Raw genomic sequence first — 19,717 nt, 5'->3', positions numbered from 1 at the left:
GTATGAGCGAAAATGTCTATCAATTTATCGATGTTCAGCGCATCGACCCGAGAAAGAAGCCAATCACGACGCGTAAGAGCTCTTTCGTTGAAATTTACGAACCATTTTCTAAGCAGCAGGTTAGCTCGCAAGCCGATCGTTGCCTGGATTGTGGTAATCCCTATTGCGAGTGGAAGTGTCCGGTGCACAACTATATTCCGCAGTGGCTTAAATTGATCCGTACGGGCAGGATCCAGGAAGCTGCGGAGTTGTCGCACCGGACCAATAGCTTGCCGGAAGTGTGCGGTCGGGTTTGCCCACAAGACAGGCTTTGCGAAGGCTCATGCACATTGAACGATGAGTTCGGTGCCGTGACCATAGGTAATATTGAGAAATACATCACTGACACTGCATTTGCACAGGGCTGGAAGCCCGATATGTCTTATGTGACCTGGACCGATAAAAAAGTGGCCATCATTGGCGCGGGCCCTGCCGGGCTCGGTTGTGCCGATATTCTGGTACGTAATGGGGTGAAACCTGTGGTATTTGATCGCAACCCAGAGATCGGCGGTTTGCTGACGTTTGGCATACCATCATTCAAGCTGGAAAAATCGGTGATGGAGAAACGTCGAGAGATATTTACGGAAATGGGTGTGGAGTTTTGTCTGAATACTGAAATTGGCACAGACATTAGCATGGATGAACTACTATCTCAGTATGATGCGGTGTTTATCGGCGTGGGTACCTATCAGTACATGCGTGCCGGGCTGGACAATGAAGATGCAGATCAGGTGTATGATGCACTGCCGTTTCTGATTGGCAATACCAACCGCGTAATGGGATACGACGAGAATAAGCAGGCGTATATCGACATGGCCGGTAAACGTGTGGTGGTGTTAGGTGGCGGTGATACCGCGATGGACTGTGTGCGCACTTCTGTGCGTCAGTGCGCAAAGTCGGTAACCTGTGCATATCGCCGTGACGAAGCCAATATGCCGGGATCACGCCGTGAGGTAAAAAACGCCAAAGAGGAGGGGGTTAAGTTTAGCTTTAACGTTCAGCCCAAAGGCATCGAATTAGACCAAAACGGTAAGGTAACAGGTGTACGCATGGTCCGAACTGAACTGGGTGAGCCAGACGAGAACGGACGCAGACGGGCACAGGAAGTCTCTGGATCAGAGCACCTGATTGAAGCTGATGCGGTGATTATGGCGTTTGGTTTTAAACCTCATAACCTTGACTGGCTTGCAGCATATGACGTTGCTATCAATGAGTGGGGCGGTATCGTTGCCCCTGAAAAAGGCGCGTTCACACATCAAACTAGCAATGAAAAAATCTTCGCAGGTGGCGATGCGGTACGTGGTTCTGACTTGGTGGTCACAGCTATCTTCGAAGGCCGTAATGCTGCAGAGGGGATCATGGACTATCTTGGGGTATAAAGTTGTGAAACTGCACTGAGTGTGGTTCTGCCTTAAAATAAGCCTACCGTAAATCAGGTGTCCTGTACGGTAGGCTTTTTGATTTTACATCAAACTGCTCTAACTTGCCGCGTTATGCCCCCTGCACCTCAAGCAGCTCTTTAGCACTGGCAAGTGTGGTGCTGCTGATTTTGTCACCACCAAGCAAGCGGGCGATTTCATCAATGCGTTGCTCCAGCACCAGTGGGAGCATAGACGTAAAGGTTTCCCCGCCCTCAACACGCTTGGATACAAAGAACTGATGATGGCCACTACAGGCAACCTGAGGCAGGTGTGTCACACAGATAACCTGAGTTGACTTACCAAGTAAGCGTAGTTGTTTACCGACCTGAGAAGCGGTTGGGCCTGATATTCCCACATCGACTTCATCGAAAATCAGGGTGGGGGTGGTCACGCGATTTGCGATAATCACCTGAATGGCCAGGCTGATCCGCGATAGTTCACCCCCGGAGGCCACTTTGGCCAGTGCTTGCAGAGGTTGGCCTGGGTTGGTCGAAACCAGAAACTCAATTTGATCCATGCCCAGCTCATTGGGGCGTCGGTCTTCATGTTGACTGAGTTGAATCGCAAACTGGCCGTTTTCCATTGACAGTTCATGCATGCTTTCACTGATCAGATCGTTTAACGTCAGTGCCGCCTGTGCTCGGCTTTCGCTAAGCTGTGCTGCTGAGATCTGATAGGCGTGCAGTGCCTCCGCTATTTCGTGTTGCAGATCTTCAATGCGTTCGTTGTTAGAGCAAATGGAAGCCAGCTCTTCATGTAACTGCTGATGATGCTGGTGCAGTAACTCTGGGTTGATTTGATGTTTACGTGACAAGGCCATGGCCTGTGCCAGCCTGTCTTCGACGCTCTGTAGGCGCTCCGGGTCTTGCTCTATGTTTTCACCATAAGCGCGCAGCTCCCGACAGCCTTCTTCGAGTTGCACCGCGGCTTCTCCTAATAACTGGCTGATCTCTTGTAATTTGGGGTCATAATTACTGAGCTCAATGAAAGTCTGTACGCTATGTTGCAGCTGGCCTAATACTGTCTGATCGTCCTGTTCTGACAGGCACATTAATTCGCGTTGGCAGCTTTCAGCCAGCGTTTGGCTATGGCTTAGCCGGGTATGCTCAGTTTCAATCTGCTCATACTCACCCTCTTCCAAAGCGAATTCATCCAGCTCCTGAACCTGGTATTCAAGCAGCTGCTTTTTGGCAGCCTGTGCTTGTTGCTGTTTAATGAGCTCGGCATGTTCTTTTTGCAGCGTGTGATAGTGCTGGTACTGAGCACGTACAGCATGTAGTAAAGTGTCGTGCCCGGCGTAGGCATCCAGTAACCCGAGCTGGTGATCAGGCTTGAGCAATAGCTGGTGAGCGTGCTGACCGTGGATGGCGATGAGGCGTTGGCCTAGCTCTTTTAACTGGGCCGCGGTCACTGAATTGCCATTTATAAAGCTCTTACTACGGCCATTTTGCATGACGACTCGACGCAATATGCAGTTTTGCTCTTCATCATCCAACATGAGATCACTCAGAAATTGCTGTGCGTAGGGGAGCTGCTTGATATCAAATTGAGCGGAAATCTCTGCTTTGGTGGCACCCGGACGAATACTGGCAACATCCGCGCGTTCACCCAAACACAAAGATAATGCATCGATCGCAATGGATTTACCCGCTCCGGTTTCACCTGTGATAGCGGTCATACCTGAGCGCCAGTCGATGGTTAGTTCGTTAACAATGGCAAAGTTTTTAATTTGCAGACTGATAAGCATGCTGTATATCCAAACAGTATAATTACTGTTAATCTATACAGCATTCTTAGGAAATGCAACTTGAAATTGCACTTTGGTGTGTGAGTGCGTTACAGAGCAGCAGCTTTTTGCTGTTGTGTTGAAGAGTCGTTACTTTCGCTCTGTGTTACAGGTTCTTCCTCATTCTGCACCACTTCCTGGGCATCGGCTTGAGCCGGCATATCAGGGGTTTGGATCCGTGATATCAGTGCAGGCAATATTTCGCTGTAAAATGCTTTGTTGTAGGCAAGCCCGGCAGACGGCAATTCACTGACAAACATAAACAATTGGTCAGCTAGCAGCTCCATATTGCCATTTTCACGACATTTATTTAGTTCATTGCCTATGGTGCCAAGCAAGTGATCTGTGACCCGCTCAAGTGCTTCCAGATTGTCGTCATTGTGAGCCTGAACAACAAAAAAGTTGCCGACAATGGCGTTAAACTGAGGCGCATGTTTAGGGCGGATCAATTTATAACTCACAAACTCACTGATTTTACTTTTAAAGTGGCTGCTGATCTCTTTCAGGCGTTCATTGAACACGCGCTTTTCGGCTTCGCGTGCTTTTTTACGGTTATTCTCAATTACCACATAGACACCCAAAATGGTGATTAATAAGGTAATAGATACGAAAACAACGTAGCTCATGTTGGTTTACTTTTCCCTAAAATAGAAAACAAATTTTACTTATTCTGCTGAACTTCCAGCGCTTAGTAAAGCCTGCTGCCCCAATTTAATTTCTGTCTCAGAACATTGTAGTAGGAATAACTGTCAGGATGGATTAAGCGCAGCTTTTTCTCTGCTTTTTTTACGACTACTTCATCTCCGGGTAACAGTGCGAGTACTACATGACTGTCGCAACTGACCTGTAAGCTTGCGGTATTCTCCGGGCTGAGTTTGAGTTTGACCTGTTTACTGGCGTCGACCACTAATGGCCGGCTTGATAACGTATGTGGAAACATAGGCACGAGTGCCATGGCATTGAGTTCCGGGGTCAAAATGGGACCCCCGCCCGATAACGAATAGGCAGTGGAGCCTGTTGGTGTGGTGACGATCAGGCCATCGGATCGCTGAGAAAACACAAACTGCTCGTCAATAAAGGCTTCGAATTCGATCATGTGAGCCACTTTATCGGCGTGCAACACTGCTTCATTAACCGCCAGGTTGGCGCTCTTTAGTTCGGCATGGCGAAATACTTCAACCTCCAGTAAAAAACGCTGTTCTTCAACAAATTTGCCACTCAACACCTGTTCTAACTCTGCTTCAAAATCGTCCGGATCAAGGTCTGTTAAAAATCCTAAGTTGCCTCGGTTCACTCCTATCACTGCCACATCAAATCTGGCCAGCACCCGGGCAGCCCCAAGCATATTGCCGTCTCCACCCACTACCACAGCCAGGTCGCAGCGTTCGCCCAGCGCAACCACATCGAGTATGTGTGAGTCGGGTAGATCTGCTATCTGCTTGCCAACGCGTTGCTCAACAAAAACTTCATAGCCAAGTGCTTGCAAAAAAGTGTACAGGCGTTGTAATGTCAGGGCAGCGCCATCATGGTTGGGTTTTCCAATCAGGCCGATGGTATTAAATGGTGTGCTCATTCAGTGAGTTTCCTTGGCAAAATATCTATTGCCAAGATTATCTTAAAATGAATTCGCTTGAAACTCGCAAATTTAGCCTTATTTATAATGTTATGAAACTTAGTGCACGTGATAAACAAGTCTTCTCTGCCGTAATGAGCCTTTATTGTAATGGTGAAGGTCACCCTGTGGCATCGAGTAAGATAGCAAAACTAAAAGGTATGGCGGTGTGCTCTGCGACAGTGCGCAATGCCATGGCACGCCTCGAAAATCAGGGGTTGCTTTTTTCTCCTCATACATCGGCAGGGCGGGTTCCTTCCGATCTGGGGATCAAATACTGGCTACAGGAGTATTTCGGGCTTGAGGAGATTGCGCCTTATTGGGAGCCTGAGCGTGAGCAACTCACAGGCTTTGCCCATACGTTAAGCCAAAAATACCAGGTGTGTTGTATTGTTGGTTTACCGCAGGTGAGTGAGCAGACCATTTTCCGGGTCGAGGTATTAGATTTTGACCGTAAGCACTGGCTGGTATTACTGATTGACCGCACAGGCCAGTCCAATAATATTCTGATCAATAAACCGGAGTCGAATTCAGATCAGGTGCGCTATCAGTTTGCGGCCTGGATGAATACGGTATTTAGTCAGCAAACGCTTAAAGAAGGGTTACACAGAATGCGGGCGATGGCTAAAAGTGCGATGGCCGACTGCCGGGGCTCTTTGATGCAATGGAGCCGTGAGTTAAGTTTGCAGCTGGGCACAGATAACAGCATTGTGGTTGGAGAACGCTATCTGTATAACCGCCTGGAAGGGAACAACGAACTGAATTTGGGTGTGAGTTTTTTGCATCAGGTAGAGGATCATCTGGCATTTAAAAATGGCCTGTCCGTGTTACTTGGTAGTGAACTTAGCTATTTGAATTTAGAGCGATTTGTTGTTCTGAGTGTGCCTTATTTTACGGCCAGCGAATACCAGAGTCGTTTTTGTTTGATTTGTCCGGCCGATGCGCCAATTGAAGCAATTATCGGTGAATTTACGCAAATCCCCAAAAAAGAAGCTTGAATAACGAATTTGAATCCCCATAATTACGGCAGTTGTAAAGAATCGGAGAGAGTTTTTCATGTCTGAGCAGACAAAAGCCCAAGAGCAGGAACAAGAGTTAGTGCAAGAAGACGTACAGGAAAATACGGCTGAGCAAGCAGAACCAGCGCAAGAGAGTGCACAAACTGAGCAAGCTGAGTTGAGCCCAGAAGAAGAGATTGCAGGTTTGTATGCAGAGCTGGAAGCGGCGAAACAAACTATTGAAGGTCAGAAAGACAGTGTGGTACGTGCCGCTGCTGATTCTGAAAATGTCCGTCGCCGTGCCGCTCAGGATGTAGAAAAAGCACAGAAGTTTGCATTGGAAAAGTTTTCAAATGAGTTGCTACCTGTGGTTGACAACTTAGAGCGCGCCATTGAGTTTGCTGATAAAGAAAACGAAGCGACTAAGTCAATTTTAGAAGGCATCGAAATGACATTAAAATCGTTCAATGATGCACTGGCTAAGTTTGGTGTTGAAGCGGTAAGCCCACAAGGGGAAGCATTTAACCCTGAACTGCATCAGGCAATGTCAATTCAGCCGAGCAATGATGTGTCGCCGAACACAGTATTAGCTGTGATGCAAAAAGGCTATACATTAAACGGCCGTTTGCTTCGCCCAGCTATGGTGATGGTGTCAAAAGCGGCTGACTAAGCGACCGAATGTAAAGTTTTTGAAGCCCGCATTTGTGCGGGCTTTTTTGATCTGATTTGCATAGGCCACAGGCTCCTTTTAAACTAATCAATAGTATGTTTTAGCAGGCATGACCCAATGAATAAAAAAATCATAGCCGCAACCGTTTTAGCCTTAGCGCTGGCAGGTTGCAAAACTTCCCCGACAGGGCGAACTCAGATAGCCCTGTATTCAGAGCAGCAGATGGATAAAATGGGCGTGGCGAGCTTTGAGCAAATGAAGCAGGAGCAGGCCATAGAACGTAATGCCGATACAAATCGTTATGTTAAGTGCATTGCAGATGCATTGATCGCGCAGTTACCTGCGCAGTATGCTCAGCAGCAATGGGAAGTGATTGTCTTTAAAGAGCCCAGTGCGAATGCATTTGCCCTGCCAGGCGGCAAGATTGGGGTCCATACCGGGCTGTTGGATGTGGCCAAAAATCAACATCAGCTCGCAGCTGTGATGGGCCACGAAGTCGGTCATGTGATTGCCGAACATGCCAACGAACGGGTATCTCAAAACAGCTTACTACAGCTTGGGTTGCAGGCTGGCAATGCGGCGCTCGAAATGGGCAATGTGCAGTATCGGAATGCCATCATGCAGGGCCTGGGGTTAGGTGCTCAATATGGAATAACGCTACCATTTAGCCGCGCTCATGAAAGTGAAGCAGATGTCATTGGACTTGATCTGATGGCAAAAGCCGGGTTTAAGCCTGAGGGCGCTGTTGAATTGTGGCAAAATATGGAGAAGGCCGGGGGAGAGCGCCCGATGGAGTTTTTATCAACGCACCCATCGCCGCAAAACAGGATAGCTATGCTGCAAAGTAAGATGGCACAGGCAAATACCCTGGCTGCGAATGCTAAGCGGCAGGGGCGTAATCCATCTTGCCAGTAAGCTAAAGGTGCTGGGCGGGGCTTTGATAAAAGTTACTGCCCAGTTTATCTAGTACAATAAACAGCCTGAGATCCAGCTCCAGTTGATGATAATCCGGCTCCATATGACAACAAAGCTGATAAAATGCTTTGTTATGATCCAACTCTTTAAAATGTGCAAGCTCGTGAACAACCAGTGCTCTCAATACCGCCTCCGGTGCATGTTTCACTAGCTGAGAAAGTACAATTTCATAGCGTATTTTGACTTTTCCGCCATGTTGCTTGCGCGTCTGGCTGTGATGTCCCAGAGTTCCCGTCATTAGATCCCGGCCTTTTGCATAGTTGACTCTATGTAGGCGGGGTACATTTTTCAGGTATTTGTTTTTGTAAACATGACAGTAATCGTAAAGTGCCTGTGTATGTTGCAGCTGATGGCCTTGTGGATATTTATGTCTAAAATAGTTAGTGAGTTTATTGGGCTCCAGCAAGGCCTTGATCTGTGCTTGCAAGCTGGGCGGATAGTGTTGAAAGTACTGCAAATAGTTCATGATGGCGGTAGTAATCCGGAAACAAACATTCTAAGCTAGTTGGCTCATGATCATAACAGGAATAATAATAAATGTATCAGGCCAGTTGTTTATGTGGTGCGGTTAAACTGGAGTTAAACGGATCCATCTCGAGCATCATTCATTGTCACTGTTCTTTGTGCCGTAAATCCTCGGGCACAGCTTATGCGACGAATGGATTTGTCGATCGTGATGCACTGCAGATCGTCTCCGGAGCGGAACATATTCGTCATTATGCTTTTAAACCCGGCAGACTACGGCATTTTTGTGGGGTTTGTGCATCGCCTTTATTCAGTTCTAATGAGGACAACCCTGATAAGCTCAGGCTGCGGCTCGGGCTTCTGGATTCTGATATTTCGGAACGACCTATGTCGCATAATTATGTGACGTCGAAAGCAAACTGGGAAGAGTTGGATGCCAGCTTACCTCGCTATGAGGCTAAAGAGCCGGGCAGAGAATGATAAGCAGGCCACGCAGTACAGCTATCGATGCGCGTACCTGCTTTTTGTAGTGCCGTTTTTGCTGGCAATACCGACTGCTCATCAGAGAGCTGTTTTACCGACTTTTTGAATTTTAATTGCATAATATTGTTCTTATTGTTGTTTACTCTCAAGTAGTTAAATTAAAGTCTGTTGTTGGGGCTGACGTTCAGCAGGAAATGGGTCCAGCACTTGATGTGGTATCCCCAGATCTTGAATAAACTGTCTGGCTAGCAGCGGGGCATCGTGGTTGTCAGCAGTGTGAAAAAACACATAAGGTGTGCGGCCTTCATTCAACCAGACGCGAATTTTGTTAAGCCAGGGCGCATAAAATGCGCGATTAGCTGTTAAATCTGAACAGCCAACAAAGCGCAGCATCGGTGCCTGAGAAGTAGCGATGACATTTACGGGTACCCGAGGTTTCTTTTGCTGAGCATCAATGATGGCGGGGGTTGCCGGGGGCTCACTAAATAACGGCCGGGTGTCCATGATAATACGATTCACACCTGCGTGCATTAAGAGCTGGTTAAAGCGTTTTTCTGCGTCTCCCTTGGCAAAGAAATCCCGGTGTCTGACTTCAATACCCAATGTTAGTTCTTTTGGCATTTGTGTTATGAAGTCTGCAATACGGGTGAGGTACTCGGGGCTGCAACTGGCCGGGAGTTGTAGCATAACCATGCCAAGGCGTGAAAAGAGTGGCTCGAATAAATTGAGCCACTGCTTGAGTTCTTGCTGGCATTGGCTTAACGCCAGTTCGTGAGAAATGTGTTTCGGGATTTTAAAGGTAAAGCGAAAGGTGTCAGGTACGGCGTTTGACCAGGCTGTGATCGTTTCTGGCTTAGGGCTGGCATAAAAGCTGGTATTGCCCTCTACACTATTAAAGATCTGTGCATACTCGCGCAACATATCTGCGGTTTTACAGTCACTCGTAAAAAAACGGCCTTTCCAGTGTGCTGCGCTCCACTGAGGGCACCCCAAATACAGCATCTCATTCGCTCCCATATTGCTTTGCGTTGGAGTCTAACAAAGTCCGGATGGAGAAAAAATCGTAACAGCGAAAGAATCCGGCCATTGTGGGATGACAAAGCGTGGCAATTTTATATAATTGGCGATTAAATTTATCATTCATTATGCCCTTTAGAGTAAGTAGGCAAATAGGATTATTATGCGCTCAATATACTGCGGAAAATTAAACAAGGACCATGTAGGTCAGGAAGTGGAGCTATGTGGCTGGATCAACAAACGTCGCGATCTGGGTGGCCTGATCTTCATTGATCTGCGAGATCGCGAAGGTTTGGTCCAGGTTGTGTTTGATCCAGAAGTAGATGGCCTGATGGATGTTGCTAACACATTGCGTCAAGAGTTCTGTGTTAAAGTGACAGGTACAGTTCGTGCGCGTCCTGAGAGCCAAATCAATCAGGACATGGCGACCGGTGAAGTAGAGATCCTCGGTACTGGTCTGACAATTATTAACCGCGCTGAGCCACTGCCACTGGACTTTAACCAGGAAAACTCAGAAGAGCGTCGCCTGACCTATCGCTATCTTGACCTGCGTCGTCTTGAAATGAGCGACCGCATTAAACTGCGTGCCAAAGCATCAAGCTTTGTGCGCCGCTTCCTGGATAGCAATGACTTCCTGGACATCGAAACGCCGGTACTGACTAAAGCAACCCCTGAAGGTGCGCGTGATTATCTGGTACCAAGCCGTGTACATAAAGGCAGTTTCTATGCATTGCCACAATCGCCTCAGCTGTTTAAACAGTTGCTGATGATGTCTGGCTTTGATCGTTACTATCAAATCGTGAAATGTTTCCGTGACGAAGATTTACGTGCGGATCGCCAGCCTGAATTCACACAAATCGATTTAGAGACGTCGTTCATGACATCTGATCAGGTGCGTGATATCACTGAGCGTTTGATCCGCGAAATGTGGCAGGAATTGCTTGAGGTAGATCTGGGTCAGTTCCCGGTAATGAGCTACGAAGAAGCAATGCGTCGATATGGTTCAGATAAGCCTGACTTGCGTAACCCGCTTGAGCTGATTGATGTTGCTGATCTGGTTAAGGACGTTGAGTTTAAAGTACTTGCCGGCCCTGCCAATGACGAGAAAGGCCGTGTGGCTGTGTTGACTGTTCCGGGTGGTGCGTCATTGTCTCGTAAGCAAATTGATGAGTACACCAAGTTTGTGGGTATCTATGGGGCCAAAGGCCTGGCATGGATGAAGGTGAACGATCTGGACGCTGGCCTTGAAGGTATTCAGTCACCGATTGCCAAGTTTCTGAATGAAGAAGTGATCAAAGGGATCCTGGCACGCACAAATGCGCAGACTGGCGACATCATCCTGTTTGGTGCTGATAAGCGTAATGTTGTCAATGAAGCAATGGGTGCACTGCGTCTGAAAGTGGGCCTGGACCTTGAGCTGACAAACCTGAACCAGTGGGCACCGCTGTGGGTTGTTGATTTCCCAATGTTTGAGGAAGATGACGAAGGTAATCTGCATGCAGTACACCACCCGTTCACGGCACCTAAAGATATTTCAGCGGCAGAGCTGGAAGCCAATCCGGCTGGTGCAATTTCAGATGCCTATGACATGGTATTGAATGGTTACGAAGTCGGTGGTGGCTCTGTGCGGATCCACAACAACGATATGCAGCAGGCGGCTTTCCGTATCCTGGGTATTGATGAACAAGAACAGCAAGACAAATTCGGCTTCCTGCTGGATGCACTGAAGTACGGTACGCCACCACATGCAGGTCTGGCATTTGGTCTGGATCGTCTGGTCATGTTGTTGTGTGGTACAGACAACATTCGTGATGTGATTGCGTTCCCGAAAACGACTCAGGCATCATGTCTGATGACCAATGCCCCTAGCGTCGCTAATCCGGATGCACTAAAAGAGCTCGCGGTAACAGTAACCGCGCAGCAAAAAGATGCTGAATAATTACAGCGAATAGCATGAAAGAGCGGCGACTAAGCCGCTTTTTTTTATTCTGCGAGTCGTACAGATAACTGGAAATTCATACAGTATTTTGGCATGATAGCGAAAAAACAACGAGAGTATGCGCCTTGGCAGTAATTTTAGGCATAGATCCAGGCTCCAGGCTGACCGGGTACGGCGTAGTTAAGCGTCAAGGCAGTCAGTTTCAGTATCTGGGCAGCGGTTGTATTCGGCTTGGTGATAAGCCATTTCCACAACGACTACAGATGATTTATCAGGGCGTAAGCCAGATCATCGAACAGTTTAACCCGCAGGGATTTGCGATTGAGCAAGTCTTTATGGCGCATAACCCAGATTCAGCTTTAAAGCTCGGTCAGGCACGCGGTGCTGCCATTGTTGCAGCTACGATGAACGAGATTGAGGTCTTTGAATACTCAGCCCGGCAGGTCAAACAAGCCGTTGTTGGCACCGGCGGAGCGAATAAGTCTCAGGTTCAGGAAATGGTTAAGCGACTATTAAAACTCCCGGGCACTCCCCAGGCCGATGCTGCTGATGCGCTGGCCATTGCAATTTGTCATGCACATTCAGAGCAAAACCTGATCAAGCTGGCAGGTAACGCGAAAAAAACCGTACGAGGAAGATTGAGGTAATTATGATAGGCAGACTCAAAGGTATTCTGGTAGAAAAACAACCACCAGAGATCCTGTTAGACGTAAGTGGGATCGGTTATGAAGTGCAAATGCCGATGACGTGCTTTTATGAGTTACCTCAGGCGGGTAATGAAGCAACCATCTATACTCATTTTGTGGTGCGCGAAGATGCACAATTACTGTTTGGCTTTAACCATAAAACTGAGCGGGCGTTGTTTCGCGAGTTGATCAAGGCCAATGGGGTTGGCCCTAAACTGGCACTGGCGATTTTGTCGGGTATGTCCGCGGAGCAGTTTGTACAGTGTGTCAATCAGGGCGATGCGTCTACTTTGGTGAAAATTCCGGGTGTAGGCAAGAAAACGGCTGAGCGGCTGGTGCTTGAGATGAAAGATAAGTTGAAGAACTTTGGTCATGATTTGTTGACTCCATTCAGCGATAACGCCATCTTAGCACCTCAGGAAGATCCCACTGTGGCGAATACGCCTGAAGACGATGCGCTGGCAGCATTGTTAGCACTTGGCTATAAACCTGCACAAGCGCAAAAAGCACTGAAAGCGGTGAGTAAACCAGGCATGGATACCGAAGGGCTGATCAAAGAAGCCCTGAGATCTATGATGTAAGAAAGGCTGATTAGGTAATTATGATTGAAGCAGACAGACTCATAGAGCCGGAAGTTCAGGGCAGTGAAGAGGCCGTAGACAGAGCAATACGACCTAAGTTGTTGGCGGACTATACCGGTCAGCAGCATGTCAAGCAGCAAATGGAAATCTTCATTGAAGCGGCGCGCAGTCGTGAAGAAGCACTCGATCACTTGCTGATATTTGGTCCGCCGGGGTTGGGTAAAACGACCTTGGCAAATATTGTGGCAAATGAGCTCGGGGTGAATATTAAAACCACCTCAGGGCCTGTGCTTGAAAAAGCTGGCGACCTTGCTGCAATGCTGACCAATCTGGAGCAAGGGGATGTGTTGTTTATTGATGAAATACATCGTCTGAGTCCTCAGGTTGAAGAGATCCTTTACCCTGCGATGGAAGATTACCAGCTCGATATTATGATTGGTGAAGGGCCGGCAGCCCGCTCAATAAAGCTGGACTTGCCACCTTTTACGCTTGTGGGGGCTACGACCCGAGCAGGATCACTGACCTCACCGCTGAGAGATCGTTTCGGCATTGTACAACGTCTGGAATTTTATTCTGTGGCTGAGCTGGCATCGATTGTGTCGCGCTCTGCACATTTCTTGAATCTTGAGATCAGTGACGCCGGGGCGGTTGAAGTGGCCAAACGGGCGCGTGGTACGCCGCGTATTGCTAACCGTTTGCTAAGACGTGTCCGGGACTTCGCTCAGGTAAAAGGAGATGGCAGTGTCGATGAAATGATTGCCAGTCAGGCGCTGGATATGGTCGACGTTGACAAATGTGGTTTTGATTACATGGATCGTAAGTACTTACTTGCAATCATTGAAAAGTTCACGGGGGGGCCTGTGGGTTTGGATAACCTGGCTGCGGCCATAGGTGAAGAGCGTGAAACCATAGAAGATGTGATAGAACCTTTTCTGATCCAGCAGGGTTTTATTCAGCGTACACCCAGAGGGCGGATCGTATCAGACAGGGCTTATCTGCATTTTGACTTAGTGAAACCAGACGACTAACGCATACTGTTATACCTTCAAACGACCTGACTGGCAGCGTGCAACGCGTTGCCTGGGTCTTTCCCTCCTATTTCCGCACCCGTATTCATTTCGTGCTCATTTTGCTTCATTTATTTTAAGCGGATCAAGAATCTGATGTGCTGGTAAATTGCGGACAAAAAAAAGCCCGCACAGTGTGCGGGCGAAAACAACAAGTTGAAGGAAGTAATCCAGGGAACAGATGAGTACATTAAGGTGTTATCCAAAACTTCCTCATCATGACTGCAGAATAAATCAGACTTCTGCGGCCTAAGTAACTGTGCATTTGCATTGAGAGATGCTGCTCGCTCAGTACGGGGAGTATAATAAGGCGACTGAGGGATTTTATCAAACTAGAAAAATTGCAGTTTTGCTATAAAAAAAACTAATGTGATGAGTTTTTGTAGTCCCTTATTGAGCAAAACATAAACTGATGATGTTCTGTAAGTTTATGTAAAATAAGAGTTTGTCTTTATTATACTCAATTTGTGAATATTAGATTATTTGTTGTTAATTGGTATTACCAATCGGTTTTTGAGGGTTTATTCGGAGATAGTGAATAAAACTTTACTTTTATGCAGGTTGCATAAATAAATAAACACGCTCAACGCTGTACTGTTCCGACCACATTAATTTTCTGTCACAAACACGCGTTAGGCTTTGCAATTAAGGGTTCAAGTTCACTTTGTTATAGGCCGGTTTTACTGCTAACCGTGGGTTATGTAGGTGGGGTTTTGTGTGGGCTGTATTTGCGCCGATGTTGAGTGTAGGTCCGTCAATCGGGCCAAAATAAAGCGTCAAGGGGCTGAATGTGCGAATTATCGGCATTTAAGTGGATTTTACGGCATTGAGATTGTAAGCCCTTATTAGTGTGGTTAAACTACCTGAACCTTTTTGCTGGCTTACAGTCAATACGGTGACGGCTGCCTTGGCCGAGAACACAATTATTTTCTAGGAGTATAACAACGTGGAATCGGGACTTAATTTCGTAGATCTCATTTTAGAAGCCAGTATTCTCGTGCAACTTGTAATGTTGACACTGGTCGGCATGTCGGTTGCTTCATGGGCCATTATTTTTCAGCGCCGCAGCATACTGGCGCAGTCTCTGGCAGATGCGAAGAAATTTGAACAAAAGTTCTGGTCGGGAATGGATTTGGGCAAGTTATATAATGAAATTACGGCCAGAGCGGGCAGCTCTAGTGGCTTAGAGGCGCTATTCGTATCCGGGTTTAAAGAATTTGCACGTCACAAGAAACAAAACACAGGATCGGCGAGCATGATCATAGAAGGGACACACCGCTCTATGCGTGTGGCTCTGTCACGCGAAGTTGAGAAAGTGGAATCCGGATTGTCATTTTTAGCAACGGTGGGTTCTATCAGCCCTTACATCGGCCTATTCGGTACTGTTTGGGGGATCATGAATGCATTTATTGCGCTGGGTGAAGTGAAGCAGGCAACGTTGCAAATGGTTGCGCCTGGTATTGCTGAAGCTTTGATTGCTACGGCCATGGGTCTGTTTGCGGCTATTCCGGCGGTCATGGCATATAACCGCTTTGCAAAGAATGTAGAAAAGCTGGAGTCAAACTACATCAACTTCATGGAAGAGTTTGCCAATATTCTGCATCGCCAGGCTGCCAGCTTAACTGAGGCTAAGCAAAATGTATCAGCATAAGAGACGCCGCCCTGTCGCAGAGATCAATGTGGTGCCATACATTGATGTTATGCTGGTGCTGTTAATTATCTTTATGGCAACGGCGCCGCTGATCACCCATGGTGTTAAAGTGGACTTACCGCAAATGGAAGAGTCAGATCTGGTAGACACCAAAGATGCGCCACCCATTATCGCCAGTATCGATGCCGAGGGCCGTTACTACGTCTCCGTAGGTACCGATCCGGAAGCACCAATGGATGCCGTCGAAGTGGCAGCCATTATTAAGCTGAAGTTACAGCAAAACCCGGAGACCCCGGTGATGATTAAAGGCTCAGGGCATGTGTCATATCAGGAAGTTCTGTTACTCATGGACTTTTTGAAAAATGCCGGTGTGCCGTCTGTTGGGTTAATGACTAAATCGTTTGAGGACAGTTAATGGATGCTTTAACCAGCGGCATATTTAAGTCATTTTTACTGCATTTTGCGATAGCCGGGTTATTGTTTGCAACGGCTAATTTCCAGTTTTCCAGCCCCAGTGTGATGGAAGTTCAGCTTAATCCTGCCGTTAATGAAATAGAAGAAGTTAAAGCTGTGTCAGCGATCTCGGTTGACCAGCAGGCTGTAGAAAAGAAGATTGCTCAGCTTCGTGAAAAAGAAGCGCAACAAAAACGAGCCGAAGAGCAAAGGATCCGCGATTTAGAGCGTCGTGCAGTTCAGGCACGTAAAGACCGTGAAGCCGAAGCCCGTAGGATCAAGAAACTAGAGCAACAGCGTCTGGCTAAGCTTGAAGAAAAGCGTAAGGCAGAAGCGCAGGCGAAACGAGCTCAGGAAATTCAAAACAAAGAGCGTCAGCAGGCTGAAAAAGCCCGTAAAGAAGCCCATGCCGCTGAGCAGGCCGCTAAAGCCGCTGCCGAAAAGCGTAAAGCTGAGGAAGACAGGCTGAGACAGGCAGAAGCGAAGCGCAAGCAACAAGAAGAAGAAGCTAAACGTAAGGCTCAGGCTGCTGAAGAAGCACGTCAAAAAGCCTTGCAAGAGCAACTGCTTCAGGAGCAATTGGCGCAAGAACAAGCCGCCAGGGCAAAAGTCCGCCAGCAACAGATCCTGACGGAAGTCGACAAGTACAAAGCATTGATCATGCAGCGGATCCAATCCAATCTGCTGATTGATGAGAAAATGAAAGGTAAGCAGTGTCGTCTGAACATTCGTCTGGGCTTTAATGGCCTGGTGACACAAGCAGAGTCACTCGGTGGTGACAAACTGGTATGTGAAGCGGCTTTACGAGCAGTACGAATGGCAGATACGTTACCTGTTTCTGAAAATAAAGATGTTTTCGAACAGCTTAAGAATATTAACCTGACGATTAAACCAACTCTATAAAGGAAGACCATGTACAACCATTTAAGAAATTTACTCTTGGTTCTGGCTTTCGCTGCGCAGGGGGTCGCCTACGCCGCACTGGAGATCGTAATTACAGAAGGGGTCGACAGTGCCCGACCGATTGCGATAGCTCCGTTTAAATACATTGGCAATGGCGAAGCACCTGCTGAGCTGAGTTCAGTGATTGCAGCGGATTTGATCCGCAGTGGTAAGTTTAAGCCGGTGGCAGAGGAACAAATGCCTCAGCTACCAACAACGGATGAAGAAGTAGACTACGACGCCTGGGTTGAACTAGGTGTCGAAGCCGTTGTTGTGGGCACCATTACTCAACAGCCTGCGAATCGTTACCTGGTGAAATATGAGCTGATCGATGTGATCCGTGCTCAAATCACCGGAGGGGAAACGCGCATGATGACCAACGGCAAATTGATGAAAAGCCAGGATCATGTCCTGGAGGCGCGCCAGAGCGTTATTGATGCGCAGAGCTTTCGCTATTATGCGCACCAGATCAGTGACGTTGTTTACGAATCTCTGACGGGTGAAAAAGGCGCATTTCGTACTAAAATTGCCTATGTAATAGTGCGTGAAGAGCAGGATAAACCTTATCAGCTGGTTGTGGCAGATTATGACGGCTACAATGAACAGGTGCTGTTGCGCTCTAAAGAGCCGTTGATGTCACCGGCCTGGTCACCGGATGGTAACAAGTTAGCGTATGTCACGTTTGAGAATCGTCAGTCACAAATTTATATTCAGGATATCTATACAGGTAAGCGTGAGATCTTAACCAGTTATCCCGGGATCAATGGTGCACCGCAATTTTCTCCTGACGGCACACAAATGCTGATCGTGTTGTCAAAAGATAAAGGCGGCGCAACAGAAGTCTATTTGATTGACCTTGAAACGCGTAAAGAAAGACGTCTGACTAAGCACCGTAGTATAGATACTGAGCCAACCTGGCACCCAAATGGCAAAGAAATAGTCTATACATCTGAAAGGGGTGGTAATGCCCAGATATATAAGTTAAATTTAGATACAGGAAGATCACGGCGTGTAACTTTTGACGGCGACATGAACTTAGCCGGGTCAATCACGCCAGATGGTAAACAACTGGTAATGGTAAATCGTACATTAGGCCGTTACCATATTGCTAAGAAAGAATTGGATTCTGGGCTGTTTCAGGTATTAACGCGCACCAGACTCGATGAATCACCGAGTATTGCGCCGAACGGCTCTATGATTATTTATAGTACCTTGCATAATAATAAGCAGGTACTGGCGTTGGTGTCGATGGATGGCCGTTTCAAGGCTCGCCTGCCGGTATTAGACGGACAGGTTAAGGCACCAGCTTGGTCGCCATTTTTACAGTAATTTTGCTGGTAAGACTTATAAAAGATATAGGAATATACTCGATGCAACTTAACAAAACTCTCAAGGCCCTTTTGGTCGCGTTGCCTGTGATGACGCTGGCTGCATGTAGCTCGTCGTCAAATGTTGGTGAAGGCGCTGGCAGCGAAACAAACGCAGCTACTGCAAACAACGGCAGCAACGTTGATGTGAACACTGCAACACGTCAGAAATCAGCAGAAGAGCTACTGAAAGAAAAGTATGAAGCGTTGCGTCAAAAGCAGATCGTATACTTCGACTTTGACCGGTCTACTGTACGCAGCGAATTTGTAGAGCTGCTACAAGCACACGCTGATTTCCTGGTTAAAAACCCAAGCGTAAAAGTACTGATTGAAGGTCATGCCGATGAGCGTGGTACGCCTGAGTACAACATCGCACTGGGCGAAAGCCGTGGTAAAGCCGTTGCTAAGTATCTGCAGAGCCTGGGTGTATCTGACAGCCAGATTTCTGTTGTAAGCTACGGTGAAGAGAAACCAATGGACAAAGCGCGCAACGAAGAAGCTTTTGCTAAGAACCGCCGTGCGGTACTGGTATACTAATTGTAAAGAGATGCTATGAAGCCGAATACTATTTTGGCAGCCATCATCTTAGTCAGCGGGAGCTCCCAATTGTGGGCAGCTCCCGCTGCTGTATCTGATGCTGCTGGTGCTACCCAAACTATTGAACAACGTTTGTCTGTGCTTGAGAATCTGATGCGTAACCGCAACCTGATCCAGGCTGAGCTGCAAACGCAACTTGATCAACTTCAGGACGAAGTGAGCCAGATCCGTGGTGTGACAGAGGAACAAAGTTACAAGCTCGAAAAAGTACTGCAGCGCCAACGTGAGCTGTACCAGGAAATCGAAACACGTGTCACACAAGTCTATGAGCAAAGCAAGCAGCTGCAACCCGTTGTGACGCCTGATAGTGCAACTGCGCAGGCTGTGAGCACGGACTTATCTGAAAATGAAGCCTATGACAGAGCGGTTGCTTTGATCATGAAGGATAAGCGCTACGATGCTGCTATTCCTGAATTTGAAGGCTTCTTAAAGCAGTTCCCAAATTCTGTCTATATACCTAATGCACATTATTGGTTAGGTCAGCTTCAGTCTATCAAGAATCAGGATGTTCAGGCCATGGTGCACTTTCGTACAGTGGTTGATCAGTTTGCTGATTCAAATAAGCGGCCTGATGCGATGTTAAAGTTGGGGACCTTGCTGCAAAAAGTCGGGCAATCTGCTGAAGCAAAGACTCTGTTTGAGAATTTAATCAAAGAATACCCCAGTACCACAGCGGCCAAATTGGCGACAGAACGACTCAGCAAAATATAAATGGCTGAATTTTTCTCAGAGTGATTTAAAATTAGGCGCTTAGACGCGAAAATTGAAAAAAACAGGCGATTTCGGTTGCACAAGATTTTTAAATAAGTATTATAAGCGCCCGCAGCAGCCGATAGTGTTACACACTTCTTGCAGCGAAACAATTTAGTGGGTCATTAGCTCAGTTGGTAGAGCAGTGGACTTTTAATCCATTGGTCGATGGTTCGAGTCCATCATGACCCACCATTCAAATTTGTTATATTTACTTT

20 protein-coding genes and 1 tRNA gene are annotated in these 19,717 nt (G+C 47.3%); 16 read left to right on the top strand and 5 right to left on the bottom strand.

What is annotated here, in order from left to right; genetic code table 11:
- Positions 1 to 2: 2 nt before the first annotated feature.
- The gene (locus MHN31_RS02130) at positions 3 to 1,418 is read left to right on the top strand and encodes an FAD-dependent oxidoreductase (protein WP_239443346.1); all 1,416 of its coding nucleotides are present in this window, start codon (positions 3 to 5) and stop codon (positions 1,416 to 1,418) included.
- Positions 1,419 to 1,530: 112 nt separating this feature from the next.
- Here the strand turns inward: MHN31_RS02130 and recN are convergent, their stop codons facing one another.
- The 3 genes from recN to nadK form a co-directional block, all read right to left on the bottom strand.
- Positions 1,531 to 3,207, bottom strand: a complete 1,677-nt coding sequence (recN, locus tag MHN31_RS02125; RefSeq protein WP_239443345.1) for a DNA repair protein RecN — start codon at positions 3,205 to 3,207, stop codon at positions 1,531 to 1,533.
- A gap of 89 nt (positions 3,208 to 3,296) precedes the next feature.
- Complete coding sequence (locus MHN31_RS02120) at positions 3,297 to 3,872, bottom strand: hypothetical protein (RefSeq protein ID WP_125560197.1); 576 nt, start codon at positions 3,870 to 3,872, stop codon at positions 3,297 to 3,299.
- A 62-nt stretch (positions 3,873 to 3,934) separates the two neighbouring features.
- Positions 3,935 to 4,819 carry an NAD(+) kinase gene (nadK, locus tag MHN31_RS02115; protein WP_125560199.1) on the bottom strand — a complete coding sequence of 295 codons (885 nt, stop codon included), beginning with the start codon at positions 4,817 to 4,819 and terminating at the stop codon, positions 3,935 to 3,937.
- A gap of 92 nt (positions 4,820 to 4,911) precedes the next feature.
- Between nadK and MHN31_RS02110 the strand changes: the two genes are divergently transcribed.
- The 3 genes from MHN31_RS02110 to MHN31_RS02100 all read left to right on the top strand — a co-directional run bounded on the left by MHN31_RS02110 (position 4,912) and on the right by MHN31_RS02100 (position 7,441).
- On the top strand, positions 4,912 to 5,856 hold the full coding sequence (locus MHN31_RS02110) for an HrcA family transcriptional regulator (protein ID WP_228553125.1): 945 nt from the start codon (positions 4,912 to 4,914) through the stop codon (positions 5,854 to 5,856).
- A gap of 58 nt (positions 5,857 to 5,914) precedes the next feature.
- A complete protein-coding gene (gene grpE, locus MHN31_RS02105; RefSeq protein ID WP_010382216.1) occupies positions 5,915 to 6,526 on the top strand; it encodes a nucleotide exchange factor GrpE in 612 nt (203 codons plus the stop codon).
- Between the two features lie 117 nt (positions 6,527 to 6,643).
- On the top strand, positions 6,644 to 7,441 hold the full coding sequence (locus tag MHN31_RS02100) for a M48 family metallopeptidase (RefSeq protein ID WP_239443344.1): 798 nt from the start codon (positions 6,644 to 6,646) through the stop codon (positions 7,439 to 7,441).
- 1 nt (position 7,442) lies between these two features.
- Here MHN31_RS02100 and MHN31_RS02095 read toward each other — a convergent pair whose 3' ends face one another.
- Positions 7,443 to 7,967: a YgjP-like metallopeptidase domain-containing protein gene (locus MHN31_RS02095; RefSeq protein WP_125560207.1), complete on the bottom strand. Its 525-nt coding sequence runs from the start codon at positions 7,965 to 7,967 to the stop codon at positions 7,443 to 7,445.
- A gap of 71 nt (positions 7,968 to 8,038) precedes the next feature.
- Here MHN31_RS02095 and MHN31_RS02090 point away from each other — a divergent pair, with 71 nt between their 5' ends.
- Positions 8,039 to 8,446, top strand: coding sequence for a GFA family protein (locus MHN31_RS02090; RefSeq protein ID WP_194866828.1), 408 nt, complete (start codon positions 8,039 to 8,041; stop codon positions 8,444 to 8,446).
- Positions 8,447 to 8,602: 156 nt separating this feature from the next.
- Here the strand turns inward: MHN31_RS02090 and MHN31_RS02085 are convergent, their stop codons facing one another.
- Complete coding sequence (locus tag MHN31_RS02085) at positions 8,603 to 9,451, bottom strand: DUF72 domain-containing protein (RefSeq protein WP_125560211.1); 849 nt, start codon at positions 9,449 to 9,451, stop codon at positions 8,603 to 8,605.
- Between the two features lie 178 nt (positions 9,452 to 9,629).
- Between MHN31_RS02085 and aspS the strand changes: the two genes are divergently transcribed.
- The 11 genes from aspS (at position 9,630) to MHN31_RS02030 (ending at position 19,694) form a co-directional block, all read left to right on the top strand.
- The gene (gene aspS, locus MHN31_RS02080; RefSeq protein WP_010382205.1) at positions 9,630 to 11,405 is read left to right on the top strand and encodes an aspartate--tRNA ligase; all 1,776 of its coding nucleotides are present in this window, start codon (positions 9,630 to 9,632) and stop codon (positions 11,403 to 11,405) included.
- A 125-nt stretch (positions 11,406 to 11,530) separates the two neighbouring features.
- Positions 11,531 to 12,052, top strand: coding sequence for a crossover junction endodeoxyribonuclease RuvC (gene ruvC / locus MHN31_RS02075; RefSeq protein ID WP_010382203.1), 522 nt, complete (start codon positions 11,531 to 11,533; stop codon positions 12,050 to 12,052).
- Positions 12,053 to 12,054: 2 nt separating this feature from the next.
- On the top strand, positions 12,055 to 12,672 hold the full coding sequence (gene ruvA / locus MHN31_RS02070; RefSeq protein WP_010382201.1) for a Holliday junction branch migration protein RuvA: 618 nt from the start codon (positions 12,055 to 12,057) through the stop codon (positions 12,670 to 12,672).
- Between the two features lie 20 nt (positions 12,673 to 12,692).
- A complete protein-coding gene (gene ruvB, locus MHN31_RS02065; RefSeq protein WP_239443343.1) occupies positions 12,693 to 13,700 on the top strand; it encodes a Holliday junction branch migration DNA helicase RuvB in 1,008 nt (335 codons plus the stop codon).
- A 985-nt stretch (positions 13,701 to 14,685) separates the two neighbouring features.
- On the top strand, positions 14,686 to 15,390 hold the full coding sequence (gene tolQ / locus MHN31_RS02060) for a protein TolQ (RefSeq protein WP_010382197.1): 705 nt from the start codon (positions 14,686 to 14,688) through the stop codon (positions 15,388 to 15,390).
- The gene (tolR, locus tag MHN31_RS02055) at positions 15,377 to 15,805 is read left to right on the top strand and encodes a protein TolR (RefSeq protein WP_010382196.1); all 429 of its coding nucleotides are present in this window, start codon (positions 15,377 to 15,379) and stop codon (positions 15,803 to 15,805) included. Before tolQ ends, tolR begins: the two co-directional genes overlap by 14 nt.
- Positions 15,805 to 16,746, top strand: a complete 942-nt coding sequence (tolA, locus tag MHN31_RS02050; RefSeq protein WP_239443342.1) for a cell envelope integrity protein TolA — start codon at positions 15,805 to 15,807, stop codon at positions 16,744 to 16,746. Before tolR ends, tolA begins: the two co-directional genes overlap by 1 nt.
- Before the next feature lie 9 nt (positions 16,747 to 16,755).
- The gene (tolB, locus tag MHN31_RS02045; protein WP_125560219.1) at positions 16,756 to 18,114 is read left to right on the top strand and encodes a Tol-Pal system beta propeller repeat protein TolB; all 1,359 of its coding nucleotides are present in this window, start codon (positions 16,756 to 16,758) and stop codon (positions 18,112 to 18,114) included.
- Positions 18,115 to 18,155: 41 nt separating this feature from the next.
- On the top strand, positions 18,156 to 18,689 hold the full coding sequence (gene pal, locus MHN31_RS02040) for a peptidoglycan-associated lipoprotein Pal (RefSeq protein ID WP_239443341.1): 534 nt from the start codon (positions 18,156 to 18,158) through the stop codon (positions 18,687 to 18,689).
- A 15-nt stretch (positions 18,690 to 18,704) separates the two neighbouring features.
- Positions 18,705 to 19,460 (top strand): tol-pal system protein YbgF, encoded by a 756-nt coding sequence (gene ybgF / locus MHN31_RS02035; protein ID WP_239443340.1) that lies wholly within the window; start codon positions 18,705 to 18,707, stop codon positions 19,458 to 19,460.
- Between the two features lie 158 nt (positions 19,461 to 19,618).
- Positions 19,619 to 19,694, top strand: a tRNA-Lys gene (locus tag MHN31_RS02030).
- The last annotated feature ends 23 nt before the right edge of the window (positions 19,695 to 19,717 follow it).

Origin of the sequence: Pseudoalteromonas sp. McH1-42, assembly GCF_022347845.1 — a bacterium.
Taxonomy (GTDB): Bacteria; Pseudomonadota; Gammaproteobacteria; order Enterobacterales; family Alteromonadaceae; genus Pseudoalteromonas; species Pseudoalteromonas rubra_D.
This window is presented reverse-complemented; position numbering and strand designations above follow the sequence as displayed.

What these genes read in the sequence shown, in the direction of transcription:
- MHN31_RS02130 (WP_239443346.1), top strand. Translation starts at nt 3, where the DNA reads ATGAGCGAAAATGTCTATCAATTTATCGATGTTCAGCGCATCGACCCG.
- recN (WP_239443345.1), bottom strand. Translation starts at nt 3,207, where the DNA reads ATGCTTATCAGTCTGCAAATTAAAAACTTTGCCATTGTTAACGAACTA.
- MHN31_RS02120 (WP_125560197.1), bottom strand. Translation starts at nt 3,872, where the DNA reads ATGAGCTACGTTGTTTTCGTATCTATTACCTTATTAATCACCATTTTG.
- nadK (WP_125560199.1), bottom strand. Translation starts at nt 4,819, where the DNA reads ATGAGCACACCATTTAATACCATCGGCCTGATTGGAAAACCCAACCAT.
- MHN31_RS02110 (WP_228553125.1), top strand. Translation starts at nt 4,912, where the DNA reads ATGAAACTTAGTGCACGTGATAAACAAGTCTTCTCTGCCGTAATGAGC.
- grpE (WP_010382216.1), top strand. Translation starts at nt 5,915, where the DNA reads ATGTCTGAGCAGACAAAAGCCCAAGAGCAGGAACAAGAGTTAGTGCAA.
- MHN31_RS02100 (WP_239443344.1), top strand. Translation starts at nt 6,644, where the DNA reads ATGAATAAAAAAATCATAGCCGCAACCGTTTTAGCCTTAGCGCTGGCA.
- MHN31_RS02095 (WP_125560207.1), bottom strand. Translation starts at nt 7,967, where the DNA reads ATGAACTATTTGCAGTACTTTCAACACTATCCGCCCAGCTTGCAAGCA.
- MHN31_RS02090 (WP_194866828.1), top strand. Translation starts at nt 8,039, where the DNA reads ATGTATCAGGCCAGTTGTTTATGTGGTGCGGTTAAACTGGAGTTAAAC.
- MHN31_RS02085 (WP_125560211.1), bottom strand. Translation starts at nt 9,451, where the DNA reads ATGCTGTATTTGGGGTGCCCTCAGTGGAGCGCAGCACACTGGAAAGGC.
- aspS (WP_010382205.1), top strand. Translation starts at nt 9,630, where the DNA reads ATGCGCTCAATATACTGCGGAAAATTAAACAAGGACCATGTAGGTCAG.
- ruvA (WP_010382201.1), top strand. Translation starts at nt 12,055, where the DNA reads ATGATAGGCAGACTCAAAGGTATTCTGGTAGAAAAACAACCACCAGAG.
- ruvB (WP_239443343.1), top strand. Translation starts at nt 12,693, where the DNA reads ATGATTGAAGCAGACAGACTCATAGAGCCGGAAGTTCAGGGCAGTGAA.
- tolR (WP_010382196.1), top strand. Translation starts at nt 15,377, where the DNA reads ATGTATCAGCATAAGAGACGCCGCCCTGTCGCAGAGATCAATGTGGTG.
- tolA (WP_239443342.1), top strand. Translation starts at nt 15,805, where the DNA reads ATGGATGCTTTAACCAGCGGCATATTTAAGTCATTTTTACTGCATTTT.
- tolB (WP_125560219.1), top strand. Translation starts at nt 16,756, where the DNA reads ATGTACAACCATTTAAGAAATTTACTCTTGGTTCTGGCTTTCGCTGCG.
- pal (WP_239443341.1), top strand. Translation starts at nt 18,156, where the DNA reads ATGCAACTTAACAAAACTCTCAAGGCCCTTTTGGTCGCGTTGCCTGTG.
- ybgF (WP_239443340.1), top strand. Translation starts at nt 18,705, where the DNA reads ATGAAGCCGAATACTATTTTGGCAGCCATCATCTTAGTCAGCGGGAGC.